Genomic DNA, 19222 nt, shown 5'->3' with positions numbered 1-19222 from the left:
GGAGGTTAACACATGAACCCGGCCGTTACGGAAGATGTAGGCTTTGGTATCACTCGCATTGATGCGAATTATATGGCTCCGGGCGTGGCCTGCTTTTACCTCGTCGAGGGCGACGGGGAGTGCGCCATCGTGGAAACCGGCACCCGCCACTCCGTGCCGGCACTGCAGGCGGCACTTGCCGAACGCGGGCTGTCAGCGCAACAGGTACGCTACGTCATACCCACGCATGTGCACCTTGATCACGCCGGCGGTGCGGGCGCCATGATGGCACTGTTTCCCGAGGCGGAACTGTTGGCGCATCCGCGCGGCGCGCGCCACCTGATCAATCCGCAAAAACTGATAGAGGGTTCGCGAGCGGTGTATGGCGATGAGGCATTCCGGGCCCTGTACGGCGAAATACTTCCGGTTGACGCGGCACGCGTGATTGAGGTGGCCGATGGCGATGTGGTCGAGTTTGGCGGGCGTGCACTGCGCATCCGGCATACCCCCGGGCATGCCGATCATCATTTCTGTGTCTGGGACGCGCGCAGCCGGGCCTGGTTCAGCGGTGATGTATTCGGTGTATGCTACAACTGGTTCCGTACCCCGGGTGGTAACTTTTCCATGATCTCAACGACACCGACGCAGTTCCGGCCAGAGGCGCTGAAAGCCTCATTGGCATTGTTGGCCGAGGCCGGGCCGGAGACGATCTACCTCACCCACTTTGGCCCGCTGCCTTACAGCGAGCAGACCCGGCAGGGCCTGTTGCAACAGGTAGACGAATACCTGGAGATCGCAGCACGCTGTGACGGAGACAGCAACGCCATGGCGGCAGAGATTATCGCCTGTTCGCAGCGACGCGTGCAGGCGATGAATGCGGGCGCAGAGATGAATGGCATGCGCGATCGCTTCATGCACGATGCGCAACTCAATGCCCAGGGCCTGGCAATATGGTGGCAGAGGGCGCAGCAGTGATACTCGAGCGATCTGATGGCCATCAGCTGGCCTATGAGCACACACCGGGATCAGGCCCGGGCATCCTCTTCCTCGGTGGCTTCAATTCCAATATGCAGGGAGAGAAAGCGCGCGCGCTGGAAGCCTGGTGTCAACAGAACGGCCGTCAATTTACCCGCTTTGACTACCTCGGGCATGGCCAGTCCAGCGGCGAGTTCCAGCAGGGGACCATCGGCCGCTGGATAGAGGACGCCCTGGCGGTAGTGGACGACGTTGCCGGCGGGCCGCTGCTGCTGGTGGGGTCGTCGATGGGTGGCTGGATCATGCTGCACGTCGCCCTGGCCCGTCCGCAGCGGGTGGCCGCGTTGGTTGGCATTGCCACGGCGACAGACTTCACCGAGAGCATGCGCGAGAGCGCCCTCTCGGCGGAGCACTTGTCCCGGTTGGAGCTGTCCGGCAGCTGCGCCATCGACAACTGCTACGACGACGGCGAGCCCTACATCATCACCAGGGAGCTGCTCGACGAAGGTCGCCGGCACTGTCTGTTGCAGCGCGAGACAGTGCCGCTGGAGCTGCCTGTGCGTTTGTTACATGGCCAGCGCGACGCGGACGTGCCCTGGCAGCACTCGCTGACCCTGGCAGAAAAGCTGCGCTCTGACGACGTGGAGGTTTGCCTGGTGAAGGACGGCGATCACCGTTTGTCCCGGCCTCAGGACCTGCTGCGACTTGAACGCTGTATCGCACAATTACTGGAGGACCTGGCGTGAGCGAAGCCGCCCCGTGGTACCTGCTTCACGACAGCTCCTTCGAGGCCGATCGCGCCGCAGACTGGGTCGAGGCATTTGCGCTGCGGGCGACGCCCTGGGTCGATCGCGAAGAGATTCCCGCGGACGCCACGGTGCTGCTGTGGCTGGGCGACGAACAGATCCGTGAACTGGCCGACCTGGCGCTGGACCGCAAGTGGGTGATTGCCCTGCTGGCACATCCCGAGGCGCGGCAGGCCTGCACCGCGCTGGGGGTAAAGGGCGACCCCAGGCAGCTCATCGAGCACTACCGGCAGGTTGACCCCATCGAGGGTGACGCCCTGACCTGTAACGGAGAGCTGGTGTTCTCCTCCGTGGTGGTGGGCTCAGTGCTGTCACTGCATCCCTATGACATCAATCGACCACAGTCCGACTGGAGCCTGTTGCGCAGCGCCCTCAGCGGGCTCGGTAAACTGACGCTCAATTCCTACAAGCTGACCACCGCCAAGGAACAGGTGATTAATATGGGGGTGCTGGGCCTGGTCGGCGTGGCCCCGACGCAGAGTTCCCTGGTTGGCCGTCGCTTCGATGAAAGCCTCAATATACCCGACGGGCGCGCAACCCTGCTGGTCATCGCCCCGCGCAGCGTGCTCGCCTATCTCTGGTTCCTGCTGCGCCTGCTGCTGCCCGGCAAGATCAGCCTGTCGCGACTACCCGAGTCGCTGGCGCTGATCCGCAGTGAAAGACTGTTGCTGGAGTCGCCGGAGGGCTTTGATTACCTGCTCGATGGCAGGCCGTCCCGGTCGAGCTCGGAACTGGCGCTTACGGTGCTGCCGGAGCGGTTCAGGCTGCTGCCGGGGCCGGCGCTGACGCCGCGGGAACGCGGCCATGGCAGTGGCGGCAAGGAGACCGTGCGCCTCAACCACGTGCCGCTCGATGGCACCGCTTCGGTGCTGAAAAACCAGCACCTGCCCATGTTCAACCACGCCTCTGAGGAGGAGTACCGGGACCTGTTCATCGCCCTGCGCGACAATGCCAGGCCATCCTCGTCGTTCCAGGTGCTGATGGTTCTCAGCGTCATGCTGGCACTGGCTGGGCTGTATGCCGATTCCGCGCCGGTGATCATTGGCGCCATGATTCTGGCCCCGCTGATGGCGCCGATCATGTCGTTTTCCATGGGCCTGACGCGCTCGGAAATCAATCTGCTGCGCGGCGCCGTGAAAACCCTGGCGGTGGGCATTGCCTGGGGCCTGGGATGCGCAGTCCTGCTGGCCTGGCTGATGCCCTTCGACCTGCCCACGGAGGAAATGCGGGCACGCATGTCGCCGACCCTGCTCGACCTCTTCATCGCGGTGATTTCCGGTGTGGCCGGTGCCTATGCGCACTCCAGGGAAGAGATCGCCAAGAGCCTGGCCGGCGTTGCCATCGCCGTGGCGCTGGTGCCACCGCTCAGCGTGGCCGGTATCGGCATTGGCTGGGGCGACTGGCAGATGGCCCGCGGCGCCCTGTTGTTATTGACCACCAACCTGGTGGGCATTTCCCTGGCTGCCAGCCTGTCTTTCCTGGTGCTGGGTTTTGCGCCGTTCTCGCGTGCGCGCAAGGGGCTGGCGGTATCGGTCGGGCTGGCGGCCATGATCAGCATTCCACTGTATGTTGCTTTTGACCACCTGGTAGAGCGAGCCCGGCTGGAAGAACGGGTGCCGGAAGGCGCGGTGCAGCTGCTGGATCAGGATGTTCATGTCAGCCATGTACGCGTGACCCTGGGCGAACCGCCTCTGGTGGCGGTGGTGGTCAGTTCCCCGGAGCGCCTGGAGAACGCGCATGTGGACGAACTCAAGCGGCTGATACGCGAACAGGTACAGCAGGACATCCAGTTGGAAGCGCAGCTGAATATTCGTCGCTAGCTTTGCTGTCATGCCGTGCTAACATGTTTGCGCGTGTTGCTGGACAGTTCTCATGCGTTGTAGCGTAGTATTCCTGCTGGTGTTGATTCTGACCGCGTGTGGCGGTTACGAGATCAAGAACCTGGCCAAATCCGACATCGACCTGGTCACGGACGAATTCATCGACGAGACGCGCCGGCTGGTGCGTGAGTTGACCATCAAGCTGTACAAGCGCAATCCCGGTGAACTGGCCAAGATCCCGGGCATGACCATTGAGATGCGCCAGGCGCAACTGCTGGCCAACCCCGGCAAGCTGGAGTTCGTGGAGCTCGCAGGGCGCCAGGAAACCGACGCCATGGAACTGGTGTTCAATCCCCATTACGAAGGTGACCGGGTGTTTGCCCTGGTGGTAGGGCTGGGCGGCATGTTGCGCCACGCCTACGGCTATGACGATGAACACTTCCTGTTTGATTCCCTGTCGCCGGAGCAGTTGTGGACCAGTGCCCATAACGTGGAGGTGCTGGCCTGGAGGCTGCGCAATAGTCGCCGCGACAACGGTGATCCATGGCTGGTTACCAGCGATTATCGCGGCGTCACTGACAACCTGAGCTTCGAGCGCCTGTTCGGCAAGCTGATTGTGCTGCAGGAGATGATGGCGCGTATCGCTGGCGATGCCGACAACCGGCGCGTTACCCGCGTGGTACATGCCGCCAGCAGCGTGTTTATCCCGCTGCCGATCTGAGCGCTGCGCGTCGCTTTGATGCGACTGTCGCGGTGTTTTGCTGATGCCTCAGGTGGTGATGATCAGCCGCAGCGCCTGCAACTGCAGGCTGGCGTGGCGTATGTGTACCGCGCATTCCTCGATGCGATGACGGAGGTGCTCCAGCTCGGCCTCGCGGATGGCGGGGTTGACCCGGCGCAAGGCCTCCAGGCGCTCGAGTTCAGCACCGAGGTCTGCGCGCATCTGCACTTCCGCGGACTCGAGCACGGTGCGCAACCTGGATTCCGCCTGGGCGTTGGCCAGGCGCATCTTGGCATCCACCTCCTCATGTACCTGCTTGATAATGGCCAGCGCAGTAGATTTCTTTACCCGCTCCACCAGCGTGTTCAGTCTCTCGTGCGGGACCAGTTCCGCCAGTTCCTTGCCGCGCGCATCGACCAGCAGGCGAATCGGCGATAACGGCAGGAAACGTTCCACCTGCAGATACTTCGGCGCCACGCAATTCACCGTGTAAATGGCTTCCAGCAACAGCGTGCCCGCCGGTACACCCTTGAGTTTGATGGTGCCCAGGGCAGCATTGCCCAGCTCGGTGGACAGCACCATATCCATCGACTCGATGATCATGGGGTGTTCCCAGGTCACGAAGTCAATGTCTTCGCGGGCCAGTCCCTTCTCGCGGCTGAAGGTCACGGTGGTGCCCTCATCCTTCACCCCGGGGAAATGGCCGGTCAGCATGTGTTCGGAGGGGCGTAGCACCAGGGTCTGCTCGGAGTGAAATTCCTGGTCCACGCCGAAAGCGTCGCAAAGCGTCTCCAGGTATCGCTCCAGGTCGTCGCCGGCCTCCAGTAGCGCGATCTCCTCGATCAGGCCCACGGCGATCTCGCGCTTGCAGGAATTGCGTTCCAGCAGGCGATCACGGCCCTCACGCAGTTCCTTGCGCGTGCGCAGTGTGAATTCCGCGGTATCGGTGAGTAGCTGCTCGAAGGCGGCGCTGCGCTGCGCCAACTCCGGCAGCAGGCGCTCCCGGAACGTCTGGAAAATCATATAGCCCGCGGAGCAGGCATCCCGGAACAGGTCCATGCCGCGATCGTACCAGTCCAGCAGTGTTTCCTGTGCGCTACCCTCCAGGTAGGGCACGTGAATCTCCACATCGTGTTGCTGGCCGATACGGTCAAGGCGGCCAATGCGCTGTTCCAGCAGGTCCGGGTTGAGCGGGAGGTCGAACAGGATCAGGTGATGGGCAAACTGGAAATTGCGTCCTTCACTGCCAATCTCCGAACACACCAGGGTTTGTGCACCACCGGCTTCATCGGCGAAGTAGGCGGCAGCGCGATCGCGTTCGAGTATGGACAGGCCTTCATAGAACGCCGCTGAGCGGATGCCGGCGCGCAGGTGCAGATGGTGCTCCAGCGCCACCGCCGTGCTGGCGTTGCCGCAAATTACCAGTACCTTTTGCGGGCGCAGGGCTTTCAGTGTTTTTTCCAGCCACGCCACCCGTGGATCGAAGTCGAGCCAGCTGTCGTCCTGGTAGGGCAGCTCCGGGTGCAGTGCATACTCCAGCTCCAACTGTGCGTGGGCATAGGCATCAGGCTGCTCCAGGGGGTAGCGGTGCAGGTGTCGCGCGGGAAAGCCCTCGACGGCGGCGCGGGTATTGCGGAACAGCACACGGCCGGTGCCGTGGCGGTCAAGCAGCTGCTCTATAAGCGTCTCGGCGTCCTGTGTCCTGTCCAGGTCGGCGGGCAGGTCCCCGGGGATGTCACCCTGCTCCAGCATATCGGCCATGGCGCTGAGCTGGCGGTACTGTTTTTCCTCTTCACGGAAGGCCTGCAGGTCGTGAAAGCGCGAGGGGTCAAGCAGGCGCAAGCGGGCGAAGTGACTGTCCTGGCCGATCTGTTCGGGGGTTGCGGTCAGCAGCAGCAGGCCCGCGCTGCGCGTGGACAGCTGTTCTACAAAGCGGTAGTCCTCCCCCGGAGACTGCTCGGACCAGTGCAGGTGGTGCGCCTCATCCACCACTACCAGGTCCCAGTCGGCGTCCAGCGCGCGCTGCTGCAGTGCAGGGTCGTCCGCAAACAGCTCAAGGCTGCACAGCACCAGTTGCTCTGCTTCGAAGGGGTTGCCAGCGGTGTCGTCCTCGGTGCCGGCTTCCGGATCGCCCTCGGCCATAGCCGCGATGCGATCGGCGTCAAACAGGGAGAAGTGCAGGTTGAAGCGGCGTAACATCTCCACCAGCCACTGGTGCAGAAGCGAAGGCGGCACCAGCACCAGTGCGCGGCTGGCGCGCCCGGTCATCAGCTGCTGGTGGATGATCATGCCGGCCTCGATGGTTTTGCCGAGGCCGACTTCGTCAGCGAGCAATACCCGCGGCGCGTGGCGTTGGCCCACTTCGTTGGCGATGTATAGCTGGTGCGGCAGCAGGCTGGTTCGCGAGCCCATCAGGCCGCGCGCAGGGCTGCGCTGCAGCCGATCGGTATGCTGCACAGTGGCCACACGCAGGGCGAAGTCCTCGTTGCGGTCAAAGTGGCCGTTGAGCAATCGCTGCTGCGGTGTGGTCAGCTGTACGAATGCGTCCAGCTCCAGTTCCGAAACGTGCTGTTCCTGTTCATGGTGATCAGTACCCGCGTACATGAGCAGTCCCTGGTGCTCGCTTACGCCAGTGACGATCAGTTCCAGGCCCTCCACCGTGCTGATATGGTCGCCTTCCTTGAAGCGCAGGCGCGTCAGCGGGGCATTGTCGATGGCGTAGGTACGCTCTTCACCGACCGCGGGAAAGCTCAGGGTAATGCGTCGCGGTTCCACGTCGACCACGACGCCAAGGCCCAGTTGCGCATCAGCATGACTCACCCAGCGCTGTCCAATAAGGTATTCCATTATGATTCAGTCCCGAAAAACAGTGTCTGGCTATTGCTATAGACCTGCCGGAGCAGTTCTTCCACATCCAGCTGCATGGTCGTTGCCACCTGCTCGGCTATGAACGGCAGGTAATAGGAGGCGTTGGGGCGGCCCCGGTAGGGTACGGGTGTGAGGTAGGGGGCGTCGGTTTCAAGCAGCGCCTGGCGCACCGGCGTGGCCGCGATTACCTCGCGCACGTTGTCGGCGCGGTTGAAGGTTGCGATGCCATTGAAGCCGAGCATGAATCCCTCCCCGAGGCAGAATTGCGCCAGGGCCATGCCGGAGGTGAAGCTGTGGATCACACCCTTGCGCGGTAGCAGCGAGGAGAAGTTGGCAAGAATTGCACGGGTGTCTTCATCGGCATCGCGCGTGTGAATCACCACTGGCAGTTGCGCGTCCACGGCAAGTTGCAGCTGCCGCTCGAACACCTCGCGTTGCACCGAGCGATCAGCGTGATCGTAGTAATAGTCCAGACCGATCTCGCCGACGGCGAGCATGCGGGGGTCCTGCAGGCCCTCGCGGACAAGCTGTTCCACATCCGGGGTGTAATGCGCAGCCTCGTGCGGGTGGATGCCCTGCGTACCCCATACCATCGCGTGCTGCTGCGCGAGGTGGCGCACGGTTGACAGGTTGTCCGGCGACACCGCGATGGTAATGATTTTCTCCACACCGACGTCGCGCGACTTGCCGAGGGTGTCTTCCAGTTCGTCCTCGCCCAGGTAATCCAGGTGGCAATGGGTTTCTATGATGGGAGTGCTGAAGCGCGGAATCTCGCGCCTTTTCTTCTTGCTCATCTGGCCGCCCGTAATCCTTGCCTATCTCCTCGCGGTGATGCGCTGGCGCAGCTTCTGCGGCTGGGCCGGGCGCAGGTCGCGGATGGTACAGGTGATCTGCTCCCATAGCCAGATATGCAGGGGCGAGTTTTCGGTGCGTTCATGGGCCACCAGCACATAGTCGAGGCTGGCGTTGTCTTCAGAGGGCAGGGGCAGGGCGGTGATACCCTGGCCCACGGCCTCATTCTGGATCAGGTAGGCGGGTGCCGGCATGTAGTAGTCGGTATTGCGCAGTACTTCCATCGCCGTCATCAGGTGGGAAATTTCCAGCGAGCCCTGCCCCGGCTGGCGCGACTGCTCAAAGAGCCCGGAAACGCTCTGGATTTCCAACTGCTCCCAGTCCGCGACGTAAAGCCGGATGACCGGGTAGTTGGCCAGGAGCGCCGGGTCTGTGGGTGCGCTGCACAGGGGGTGGCCCTCGCGCAGGAGTAGTGCGGGCGGGCTGCCGCCGAGCTCTTTTACCCGGAACTCACGGCCGTAGCGCGCCTGCTTGATATGTACAGCGAAGTCCAGCTTGCCCAGCGCGAGCTGCTCCAGCTGGTTTTCCACGCGGGTGATGATGCGCAGGTTGAGGTGCGGCGCCTGGGCCTGCAGGCGCCTGGCCAGCGCCGGCAGTAACGCCAGGCCGATATACTCAGACAGTGCAATGGTCACTTCGCCCTCTACAGCCGCCGGGTCGAATTCCCTGGCGGACACCAGCTGGCTGATGCCGCCCAGTACAGCGCTGAGACCCTGGGCCAGTTCCTGTGCCCGCGGTGTTGGCTGCATGCCGTGGCTGCAGCGTGTAAACAGCGGGTCGCCAAAGAGCTCGCGCAGGCGGGACAGGGTCTTGCTCATGGCTGGCTGGGTAATGTAGAGGCGTTCCGCTGCCCGGGAAACACTGTTTTCTTCCAGTAAAACCTGCAGCGATATCAACAGGTTAAGGTCGATTTTGGCCAGTTCGCGGGTGTCGGTCATCATGATATGAATTCAGTTCATGTTTTGCATAATATAAATACATTTCATGTATATCACAATCTGCCCTAGGATGGTCGCAACTCGAAACAAGAGCCCCTCATGCCGGGGCTGGCAGTTGGCCCATGGCCAATGTCGATGGCATCCCATCCAGGTCCAGCAGAGTTACTTTCAAACCCGCCCCATGGCGGGTTTTTTTATGTACAGGACGTACGGTATGTCGCGAGAGGCAGGAAGCCGGTAGCGACGCATGTACAGGACGTACGGTGTACTCGGTAAAGCGGGGCAGGCCCTGCCGCGAGAGCCCAGCCCGTGTCAGCGGGTGGGTTTGCCGCCAGTTGTGGGAGCGGCTACAGCTGCGATCGGCTAAAGCCATGGCTGACATGGTCTCAAGACACCTTCGCGGCTGTAGCCGCTCCTACAGGTGCAGAGATTGTCGCGCTTAGCTCAGCTTCGGTTTGACTTTGGCGCGCGGGGCAGGCCCTGTCGCGAGAGCCCAGCCCGTGTTAGCGGGTGGGTATGCCGCCAGTTGTGGGAGCGGCTACAGCCGCGATCAGTTAAACCCAGGGCTGATATGGTCTCAAGACACCTTCGCGGCAGCAGCCGCTCCTACAGGTGCAGAGATTGTCGCGCTTAGCTCAGCTTCGGTTTGACCTTGGCGCGCGTGCCAGTCTTGCGCCGGGCCGCTGCTTTGCGCTTGGCGGGCGCCTTGCCTTTGGTTGCAGGCCGTTTGCTGGCGGCGACCTTCTTTCTGGCGGTAGTCTTCGACTTGGCGGTAGTCTTCGACGCAGCCTTTGCCCTGGCCTTTCCGGCGCTGGCGGTTTTTGCCTTCGTGCTTTTGCCCGCTGCAGATTTCCTGGCCGCCGGTTTCTTCCCGGCCGCGGCTTTTTTCCGTGCCGGGGTTTGCTTTTTCGCCGGCTTTGACGGGCTGGCGGACTTGGCCCGTTTGCGTTTGGACGCATCGACCTTGGCGCGCGCCTGCGCGGCACGTGACGCGGGGAGATATTCCGTGGCGGCAGCGTAGAGTTCCTCGTAGGAGGCCACCAGGCAGTCGTGGTAGAACTCCGGGTCGGGCATGATCTGGCGGTCGCCCAGTACCGCCAGGGTGAGCTTGCCGGCGTAGCTGAATGCCGCATGGAACAGGCCCATGCCGGGTGTCAGCACACCGAGGCCGTAGTAATCGACCATTTCCGCCCCGGCGCAATACAGCGGGAAGTCCGGCCCCTGTACGTTGGTGACCACGGTTGAGATGTTCACCGGCAGGTACTTGGACAGCTCATTGCGTGACCACAGCCCGGCGACGGCGCGGGTCACTGCCGGGGAAAAGACCCCGGCGATCTTGAGTACATCCACCAGCGGGCTTTGCTCGCCGCTTTCCTTGGCTTCTGCGGTGGACTGGTGCACCGCCTGCAGGCGCTCCAGCGGGTTGTCTATGTCCGTGTGCAGTGAGGCGTAGACGCTGCCAACCTGGTTGTTATCGTCGGTGGTATCACGACGGGTGCGCATGTTCAGCGGGATGCCCGCTGCCAGTGAACCCGTCTCCGGTGCATCGCCCCTGGCTTCCAGGTAGCGCTTGAGGGCGCCGCCTACTACAGCGAGGGCAACATCGTTGATGGTGGTGCCGGCGGCATTCTTGATGTCCTTGAAACCCTCCAGGGGGAATTCGGCGGCGTCGAATACGCGGTGTGGTCCAACAGGGCGATTGAGTACGGTTTTCGGGGCATCGATATCCGGCGCCGGGATTTCCTTGCGCGCCACGTCCAGCGCATAGCGTCCAAGTGCCAGGGAGTTCCTGGCTGTGCCGCGCAATACGCCCAACGTATTTTTAGCGGTGTTGACCGAGGCCTTGGCCAGCAACTCGGTGACGCTGGGCTCTACATCTACCAGGCGCGGTTCTTCCATCGTGTCATCGTCCGGCCCGGGGTTGGGAACCAGGTCGTGTATCAGCGCCATGAAAGAAGAACCGCCGGCACCGTCTACCAGCGCGTGATGCATCTTGGTATAGATGGCGAAGCAGTCCTTGGGCAGGTTGGGGATATTGTCCAGGCCCTCTATGATGTAGGCCTCCCAGAGCGGGCGCGACATATCCAGGGGGCGTGAGTGCAGGCGTGCTACCTGTATGCACAGTTGTCGCCAGTCGCCCGGCTCGGGCAGGGCGATGTGCCGCAGGTGGAATTCAACATCGAAATTGGCGTCCTTCACCCAGTAGGGGCGATCCAGGCCCCCCGGCACTTCAATCAGGCGTGTGCGGAACAGGGGGTGTTTGTTCAGCCTGCGTTCAAAGCTTGAGATCACGTCCTTGAAGCGAACAAAACCGCCTGCAGCGGTGGACGGATCGTAGATGCCCAGCCCGCCCACGTGTTGCGGGGTGTTGCTCTGTTCCAGGTTGATGAATGCAGAGTCCAGAATGCCCAGTTGTTTCATAGTTTATCCACGCCATATGGCGGCTTTGCAGGGGTAATAAACGAGGCGCCGTTATATCATTGTTGCTTCATGCTTGCCATAAAGGTGGTCAAATTTTGTGCACGAACCTGAATCGCTATGCCGTGCGCCTGCTCGCGCTGCTGGCCATGTTGGCAGTGTCGCTGGCGACGCAGGCAGGGCGCGCCGGTTACGGCCAGGACTTTGTGCGCCTGGACGCGGCGGCAGTGAGCGTCGAGGAAGCGCAGGACAAGGCCGAACCTGCCCCGGGCGCTGTTGACCCTGGCGCCTATCAGCAGCGGCTGCTGGCACTTGAACTTCAGCAGGGTCCCTACGCAGATGCACTGGCTGAGCCGCTGGCTGCCATGGGTCGCCATTACCGGCAGCGGGGCGAGTACGATGAGGCGGTGAAACTGTATACCCGCGCCCTGCATGTGGTGCGGGTGAATGACGGGCTTTACAGTGAACGCCAGGCGCCACTGGTGCGCGACTTGCTGGGTATTTATCGCCAGGCGCAGGACTGGCAGGCGCTGGACGAGCGCTACCAGTATTTCTTCCGCCTCTTCGGCAATGGCCAGCCGCCACTGACCGGCTTGCGCTTGCGTGCCGCCGTGGAATACATGCGTTGGCAGCGCGAAGCCATAAGCCGCGGCCTGGGGAACGAGCAGCGCCGTATCGTCGAACTGGTCGAGCTCAACGATGCGCTGCTCGCGGCGGAGCGCAAGGGTGAGGCCGCGGGTTATCAATGGCGCCGGGTATTGACCTTCAGCCAGATGCGCAACCTGTACCTGTTGCAGCAGGAGTTTGAAATAAGCCAGACGCAGATGGTGCAGCGCGGGCCGGGGTATTACCCCGGCGCGCCGCCCGCGATCAGCGAGGATCTCGATACGCAAAGGCTGGACAACCTGTTGCGTAACGCCCCCGGCAAAGGCAGGCAGCTGCTGGCGCAGCTATTGCCGGAGGCGCGTTTGCGGGGTGCTCGCGAATCAGCCTCGGTGCAGCTGGCGTTGGCGGACTGGTATTTCTGGAACCGGCAACAGGGGCGCGCCGCCGAGGCCTATCAGCAGGTCATTGCCACCCTTACCGAGGCCGGAGAGCCGGCGCTGCTGCAGCAGTGGCTGGGAGAGCCGCAGGAGTTGCCGGCTGAGCATCTGTACGGCGATGTGCCCGGCGTACCCGAGCCGATTGTGGTCAGTGCCCGTTACGACGTGTCCGCGCGCGGCCGGCCAACAAATCTTGAGGTGGCGCTGCTATCGGGTGGGAATGAGCAGCATCTCGGGACCTTTCGCCGCCAGCTCAGCGCGACACTGTTCCGTCCGCGCTGGGCCGACGGCGAGGCTGAGGGTGTTAGCGGGCTGGCGCGCGATTACCGCCTGCTGGATTGAGTCAGGCGTTCTCCAGCACCATGATGGCCCCGGAGGCCTCTATGGAGCCCCGGGTGCTCCATTCGATAACTTCGGCACAGTGTTTGTCGGCGCAGCGCTCGGCAATCTCGAAGAAGGGCGAGCGCTCTGGATCGGCAATCAGGATGTGCTTGACGCCGGCTTTCACCGCGCGGTTCACCATGTTGGTGACCGGCTTTACCAGTTCATCCCAGAAGCAGATGTCTGCGGCAATGAGCATATCGAACTGTGACAACTGTTTGGTGCTGAGCTTCTCGAAACGTGAAACCAGCTCCCGTGTGCGCACGCCGTTGACCTCCGCGGTAGCGTGCAGAAAGGGAAACACGTCCGGGTCGGCATCCATGGAGGTAACGTCTGCGCCCAGGTATTTTGCGCACCAGATGCCACCGATACCCCAGCCGCAACCCACGTCGATTACCGAATTACAATGCTGTGGCGGGTTCTTCTTCAGGTAGTCGATCAGCAGGCAACTGGACTTCCACAGTTTGTTGCCATGGATCGAGGGTTCTATGCCCTGGCGTTTGAGCCGGCGAATGGCGGGATGCGACGCTGTGGGCATGATGGCGCCGCGAAAGCGGCGCTCGGTGCGATTCTTCTTGGCCAAAATTACTCCTTGTTGGCGCTGACCCAGATGGGCGAGGTCCACGCCCGTTCCTGGATGGTCGGTGAATAAAATGGTTCATCGTCGGGGTTCAGGCAGCAGCGACCAAATACATCGCCGATAGCGCCCGCGTCCTGCAGCGCCTGTGTCCGGGCCTCGGCCTGCTCGCTGCAGTTCTCGGCAAACGGGTTCACGCCCGCCGCCTGGCATTGCAGTGTACTCCATCTGCACGAGGGGTTTTCCAGCACCCGGGCATAATAGAATGCCGTTTCCGCACTATTGTACTGTGGATCCCGCCATACGGTGCACAGGTTCTGGTGGCCTTCGCCGACGGGGGCGCAGGTATCCGGGTCGACGCCGGCGTTGTTGCCCGCGGAGCCGGCCACGTTGAATACCTGCTCCCGGGGCTTGCCATCGGCATCTACCCAGCCTTTGATGATCTGTATGCGCTGCAGGTCAAGCCCGGGCGCCCGCGGTGTACCCGGGTCCTTGCCCGCGCTCACCAGAAATGCCGGCGACGTGTCCCCGGCGGGCAGTTCCCCGCCCATGGGTACCCCGCCGGCGTAAGCTTTATCGAGCATCTGTGGGTCATCGCACAGGGATTTCTCCAGCTCCGGGCCGGCGAAGAAACGCACCACCGGACGCGTGCCGCTGGTGGCATAGGTCTCCCTGCGCCGCATGCCCTCAAAGATGGCATCGCGTGAGTTCTCTTCAGCCCAGACCACGGCAAGGCCGCCGGGATTATCGAAGAAGTGATCCTGTACATTGCGGTAGCCCGCATCCCGGCGCCCGAGGTGGCCGGTGTAGTTGTGTTCCTCGGCGCCACCGGGCGAGGCGCTGTGCGTGTCGGTGCTGCCAATAAAGCCGAGTTTGAACGGGTTGATACCGGTCTGCTGTTGCAGCGCCAGGCCATCCTTGAGCACATTGCGCATCATGTTGCGGCGGCCAAACTCCGCCAGCGGCACCGGGCTGGCTTCGTCGGTTCTCACTTCACCGTACACCGTGCCCAGCATGGCCAGGTTGTCCGCCTCCACCTGCTCAAAGTCGCACAGTTCGTCCTCGGTATCGAGGCCCCTGCCGGCCAGGCGGTCATAGCGACACTCGCTGGCGGCCTTGTGCTGAACCAGCTCTACCAGGGGCTCGAAAAACAGCCTTTCCCGTGCCTCCTGCTCATTTGCCGGGTCCGGGAACATCAGCCCGCGGCTGAGGTTGGGGTTGTGTGGGATTGCCAGTACATCGCAACCCGGTATGCCCTCTATGCATTGTTGACGCAACTGGCGCCACAGTTCCGGCACGTTTTTGGAGCCGGTGTCGTAAGTGGAGATGGCGGTCCCGGTTACCCTGTCGTTGCGAAAAATTACGTTGCGGTGCAGGTTGGCGTAGTTGGGTGCGTCGGTGTACTCGTAGCCGATAAACGTGGTGAAGGAGCAGGTTTCACTGCGGTCGTAATGCGCCTCGGCTGCCGCCTGGATTCCCGCCCAGGCTTCTTTGTGTGCGGCGTTGCAGTCATCCAGCGTGCACACGAATGACTCACCTTTCTGCGCAGCGTCATTGACCACGCCAACTTTGGTCCAGTACTGCGCGGCCAGCAGTTGCACAATGTACCAGTTGCTGCGACCGGCAATGCAGGCGGGGAACCAGTAGGCCAGTCTGGACGAATCCTGGGTACACAGGTTGATGGGGCCGAGAAACTCCGCGTGATCGGTTACCGCGGTGAAGTCCAGCGGGCGCTCGATGCGGGCGCGCAGCGTCTGCTCGCCATCAGCGTCGGGCAGCATGATGGGCTCCCCTTTGGCGTAGCGGTAGGCGGCCGCAGGGTCATTGCGCTGGCTGGAAACATAGCTGTCAAAAGAATAACTGGTATGTACGTGCAGGTCGCCGAACAGCGGCTTACGTGTGGCGGAATAATCGGCGCAGGGCGCGCGCTGTTCCGTTCGCTCAAAGGCGCTGGCGTGTTGCATGCCCGCCAGTGCCAGCAGCGCAGCCACGGTGAGTGCAGGTCTGATTTTGTATCGCATTGTCATGGTGGTTCCGTCGCCAGTCTGGGGATGGGTCAACATCTTAGTCCATGGCCCTTTCTTTGCCACGTCGCGATGCGATCGTCCCTGCACTAGGACATGATATTGACCCTGATCAAGGCTGGCCAGTGAGTCGATGATGCAGAATGCGACTATGCTTCAGCAAGGGTGAGCGTGCTGTTTTGCTCCACGCCCGCACAATAAGCGAGTCAGCGCTTTCATTAAAATAAATTGCTGGTTCGAGGAGATGAATGATAATGAAGCGGTTTCCCGCCGTGAGAATGCTTGCACTCTTGTGCTGCCTGATGCCGCTGCATTCGCAGGTCGTTACGGCTGCCGACATCGATTACGCCATGCAGATACCCGGGGCCGAAACATCCATGCTGCTGGATGTTGCCGTTGCCGGCGCGCGTGTGGTGGCAGTTGGCGAGCGCGGCCATATCCTGGTTTCGGAAGACGCCGGCGCCAGTTGGCGCCAGGTGGAGGTGCCGACATCGGCCATGCTCACGCGGGTGTTCTTCCTCGATGATTCCCTTGGCTGGGCGGTTGGTCATGACGGCAATATCCTGCACAGCCAGGACGGCGGCCTGACCTGGGTGTTGCAGCGCGACGGCCTGGCAGACCAGGTGCAGATCAACGAGCAGCGTGCCGGGCGCGCCCAGTCCCGGGTGCAGGCATTACAGGCGCAACTGGCCGTTGCCAGTGAAGAGCTTGCCGCGGATCTGGAGGACGCCCTGGCGGACGCCGAGTGGGCGCTGGAAAACGCCCGTGAAACCATGGACAAGCCGATCTACGCCCCGCCATTGATGGATGTCTGGTTCGCCACCCCGGAGCAGGGCTGGGCTGCCGGTGCCTATGGCACCCTGCTGCGCACGGCCAACGGCGGTCGCGACTGGGCCGACTGGTCGCACCACCTGGACAACCCCGAGGAACTGCATCTCAACGGTGTCGCCGGGGACGGACGCGGCGCGCTGTACCTCGCTTCCGAGTGGGGCATGGTGTTTTTTTCCGACAACGCGGGCGGCAGCTGGCGCACGCTGGAAACCGGTTATGACGGCAGCTTTTTTGGCGTGGTGATCAATCCCGCAAGCGGTTCGGCATTCGTCTACGGGCTGCTGGGCACGATTTATCGCAGCCAGGATCAGGGCGAGACCTGGGAGTCGCTTGATTCAAGGGTTTCCGCCAGCCTGTTCGGGGCAACTGCAGCCGGCGACGCTGTCATCTTCGTGGGCCAGGGCGGTACTGCCGCAATCAGCGCGGATGACGGCGACAGCTTCACTCCCATGATCCAGCCCAATCGCGACGGACTGTTCGGTGTCGCTGCGCTGGAGGACGGTCACTATGTGGTTACCGGGGAGGGCGGCAGCAGGCGTCTACAGGGCCCCGGCACGGGAGGGCAGGGCGATGAATAATACCCCGCTGCACTATGCCGCCACCGAAGACGCCAGGCTGCCCGAACGCCTGATTTTCAGTAATCGTCCGGTGGTGCTGGTGCTGTTCCTGCTGGCCACCGTATTCCTGGCCTGGCAGGCCTACCATCTCAAGCCGGATGCCAGTTTTTCCAAGTTGATACCGCAGGGCCATCCCTTCGTGCAGAAAATGAACGCGCACATGAAGGACCTGCGTGCCAGCGGCGCCAGCCTGAAAGTGTCGGTGGCGGTAAAGGAAGGCGATATTTTCAATGATGAATACCTGACCACGCTGGGCCAGATCGCCGATGAGATTTTCTATATTCCCGGGGTCAACAAGAACGGGCTGAAAAGCCTGTGGAGCCCCGATGTGCGCTGGACCATGGTCACCGAAGAGGGCTTTGAAGCCGGTTCGGTGATCCCGCCGGAGTACGATGGTTCGCAAGCCTCGCTGGAAAGGCTGCGCCTCAACCTGACCCGTTCAGGCACCATCGGGCGCATGGTGGCGAACGATTTCAAATCCACCATTATCGAGGTCCCGGTGTACGACAGGGACCCGACCACGGGTGAGTACCTCAATTACCTGGAATTCTCCCGGGCGATGGAGAAACTGGTACGCCAGAGTTATGAAAACGACAATATCAGCATTCACATCATCGGCTTTCCGAAGATCATCGGTGACCTGCTGGAAGGCATCGGCGCGATCTTCCTGTTCGCCGTCGTTACCCTGGTGATTACGGCGGTACTGCTGTGGATATACACCCGCTGCATCCGGGCAACGCTGACGCCGCTGGCGACATCCATCATGGCGGTGATCTGGCAGCTGGGCCTGCTCAACCTGATGGGCTACGGCCTCAACGCCTATTCCATACTCGTGCCGTTCCTGATACTCGCTGTCGGCGTCAGCCACGGTGTCCAGGTTATCAACGGTATCGCGCTGAACATGCAGGCTGCCGGCGAACGGCTGCTGGCCGCGAGGCTGGCATTCCGCGCGCTGTATATCGCTGGCATGACAGCGCTGATCAGCGACGGTGTCGGCTTCCTCACCCTGCTGGTTATCGATATCGAGGTGATTCAGGAACTGGGTATTGCCGCCAGCGTAGGCGTGGCGGCCATTATTTTCACCAACCTGGTCCTGCTGCCGGTGTTCATGTCCTATATCGGTATCAGCCCCAAGGGGGTCAATCACATGAAGATCGACCCCGATCACCGGCATCGCCTCTGGTCGCTGGTGTCAAAGTGCGCCACCGGCAAGGTGGCCGCGGTGTCAATCCTGGTAGCGGCCATTGGCTATGCGATCGGCATTATCGGTGGCCAGAACCTGGCCATTGGTGACCTCGATGCCGGGGCCCCGGAACTGCGCCCGGATTCGCGCTACAACCTCGATAACGCGTTTATTACCGACAACTACGCTGTCAGCACCGATATCATGGTGGTGATGGTGGAAACACCGGTGCAGGCCTGTACCCGCTACGATGTGGCCAGCCTGATCGACAAGTTTGACTGGTACATGGAAAACGTACCCGGGGTACAGTCGGTCATATCACACACTGATGTGATGCGCCTGACCTCCATGGCGCTCAATGAAGGCAACCCGCGCTGGAGTGTGCTGTCGCGGAACCAGCGTGCCCTGGATGGCTCAGCCGCCCGGGTGCCGCGGGCGTTGATGAATCTCGATTGCAGCCTGGCGACGGTCGCCATCTACCTTGATGACCACAAGGCCGAGACGCTGTCCACCGTAGTCGATGCGGTGAAGCGTTTTGAACAGGATTATGGCAATGACCAGGTCAATTTCGGCCTGGCGGCCGGTAACGCCGGTATTGAGGCCGCGACCAATGAAGAAATAGCGGTTGCGCAGACACAGATCCTCGCCCTGGTATACACCGTGGTGGGCGCGCTGGTGTTCCTCAGTTTCCGCAGTATTGTGGCCGTGGTATGTATCCTGGTGCCACTTGGCCTGACCTCAGCGCTTTGCCAGGCACTGATGGCGCACCTGGGTATCGGTATCAAGGTGGCGACACTGCCCGTGGTAGCACTGGGCGTTGGCGTGGGCGTGGACTACGGCATCTATATTTACAACCGGCTGACCTACTACCTGAAACAGGGTCTGCCGATGCAGGAAGCCTATTACCAGACACTGTCCACCACCGGCCGGGCCGTCGCCTTCACCGGCATTGCCCTGGGCGTAGGCGTTATTACCTGGATCATGTCGCCAATCAAGTTCCAGGCTGACATGGGCATCCTGCTCACCTTCATGTTCCTGTGGAATATGGTCGGCGCCCTCTGGTTGTTGCCGGGCCTGGCCTATTTCCTGGTTCGCCCTGACAAGGGCAAAACGTCTGACCATCCTGCAGAGACTGGCGGGCGGTCGGCAGCTGCCGACGCAACTGAATCACAACCTGCTTAGGGGAATA

13 protein-coding genes are annotated in these 19222 nt (G+C 62.0%); 7 read left to right on the top strand and 6 right to left on the bottom strand.

Annotation, left to right across the window (positions count from 1 at the left end; all coding sequences use genetic code 11):
- Positions 1-12 precede the first annotated feature (12 nt).
- The 4 genes from F0M18_RS01980 to F0M18_RS01965 are packed head-to-tail and all read left to right on the top strand — an operon-like array spanning position 13 to position 4301.
- Positions 13-954, top strand: a complete 942-nt coding sequence (locus F0M18_RS01980; protein WP_149609695.1) for an MBL fold metallo-hydrolase — start codon at positions 13-15, stop codon at positions 952-954.
- Complete coding sequence (locus tag F0M18_RS01975) at positions 951-1700, top strand: alpha/beta fold hydrolase (protein WP_149609694.1); 750 nt, start codon at positions 951-953, stop codon at positions 1698-1700. The genes F0M18_RS01980 and F0M18_RS01975 overlap by 4 nt, the downstream gene beginning before the upstream one ends.
- Positions 1697-3580 carry a TIGR00341 family protein gene (locus F0M18_RS01970; RefSeq protein WP_149609693.1) on the top strand — a complete coding sequence of 628 codons (1884 nt, stop codon included), beginning with the start codon at positions 1697-1699 and terminating at the stop codon, positions 3578-3580. Before F0M18_RS01975 ends, F0M18_RS01970 begins: the two co-directional genes overlap by 4 nt.
- A gap of 52 nt (positions 3581-3632) precedes the next feature.
- Entirely contained in the window at positions 3633-4301 is a 669-nt protein-coding gene (locus F0M18_RS01965; RefSeq protein ID WP_149609692.1) for a hypothetical protein, read from the top strand.
- Positions 4302-4349: 48 nt separating this feature from the next.
- Here F0M18_RS01965 and rapA read toward each other — a convergent pair whose 3' ends face one another.
- The 4 genes from rapA to F0M18_RS01945 form a co-directional block, all read right to left on the bottom strand.
- Positions 4350-7148, bottom strand: coding sequence for an RNA polymerase-associated protein RapA (gene rapA, locus F0M18_RS01960; protein ID WP_149609691.1), 2799 nt, complete (start codon positions 7146-7148; stop codon positions 4350-4352).
- On the bottom strand, positions 7148-7963 hold the full coding sequence (locus tag F0M18_RS01955; RefSeq protein ID WP_149609690.1) for a TatD family hydrolase: 816 nt from the start codon (positions 7961-7963) through the stop codon (positions 7148-7150). Before F0M18_RS01955 ends, rapA begins: the two co-directional genes overlap by 1 nt.
- A gap of 21 nt (positions 7964-7984) precedes the next feature.
- On the bottom strand, positions 7985-8962 hold the full coding sequence (locus tag F0M18_RS01950; protein WP_262500799.1) for a LysR family transcriptional regulator: 978 nt from the start codon (positions 8960-8962) through the stop codon (positions 7985-7987).
- 627 nt (positions 8963-9589) lie between these two features.
- Positions 9590-11380, bottom strand: a complete 1791-nt coding sequence (locus F0M18_RS01945; protein ID WP_149609689.1) for a wax ester/triacylglycerol synthase family O-acyltransferase — start codon at positions 11378-11380, stop codon at positions 9590-9592.
- 95 nt (positions 11381-11475) lie between these two features.
- On the opposite strand from F0M18_RS01945, the gene F0M18_RS01940 reads away from it, so the two are divergent.
- Positions 11476-12762, top strand: a complete 1287-nt coding sequence (locus tag F0M18_RS01940) for a tetratricopeptide repeat protein (RefSeq protein ID WP_149609688.1) — start codon at positions 11476-11478, stop codon at positions 12760-12762.
- Between the two features lies 1 nt (position 12763).
- On the opposite strand, the gene F0M18_RS01935 is transcribed toward F0M18_RS01940, so the two are convergent.
- Positions 12764-13384 (bottom strand): class I SAM-dependent methyltransferase, encoded by a 621-nt coding sequence (locus F0M18_RS01935; RefSeq protein ID WP_262500798.1) that lies wholly within the window; start codon positions 13382-13384, stop codon positions 12764-12766.
- A gap of 2 nt (positions 13385-13386) precedes the next feature.
- Positions 13387-15399, bottom strand: coding sequence for a DUF3604 domain-containing protein (locus tag F0M18_RS01930; RefSeq protein ID WP_188109551.1), 2013 nt, complete (start codon positions 15397-15399; stop codon positions 13387-13389).
- A 257-nt stretch (positions 15400-15656) separates the two neighbouring features.
- Here F0M18_RS01930 and F0M18_RS01925 point away from each other — a divergent pair, with 257 nt between their 5' ends.
- Positions 15657-16811 (top strand): YCF48-related protein, encoded by a 1155-nt coding sequence (locus tag F0M18_RS01925; RefSeq protein ID WP_188109550.1) that lies wholly within the window; start codon positions 15657-15659, stop codon positions 16809-16811.
- On the top strand, positions 16804-19215 hold the full coding sequence (locus F0M18_RS01920) for an efflux RND transporter permease subunit (protein ID WP_149609686.1): 2412 nt from the start codon (positions 16804-16806) through the stop codon (positions 19213-19215). Before F0M18_RS01925 ends, F0M18_RS01920 begins: the two co-directional genes overlap by 8 nt.
- Positions 19216-19222 lie beyond the last annotated feature (7 nt).

The organism is Pseudohalioglobus sediminis, assembly GCF_008370495.1.
Lineage (GTDB): Bacteria > Pseudomonadota > Gammaproteobacteria > Pseudomonadales > Halieaceae > Halioglobus.
This window is presented reverse-complemented; position numbering and strand designations above follow the sequence as displayed.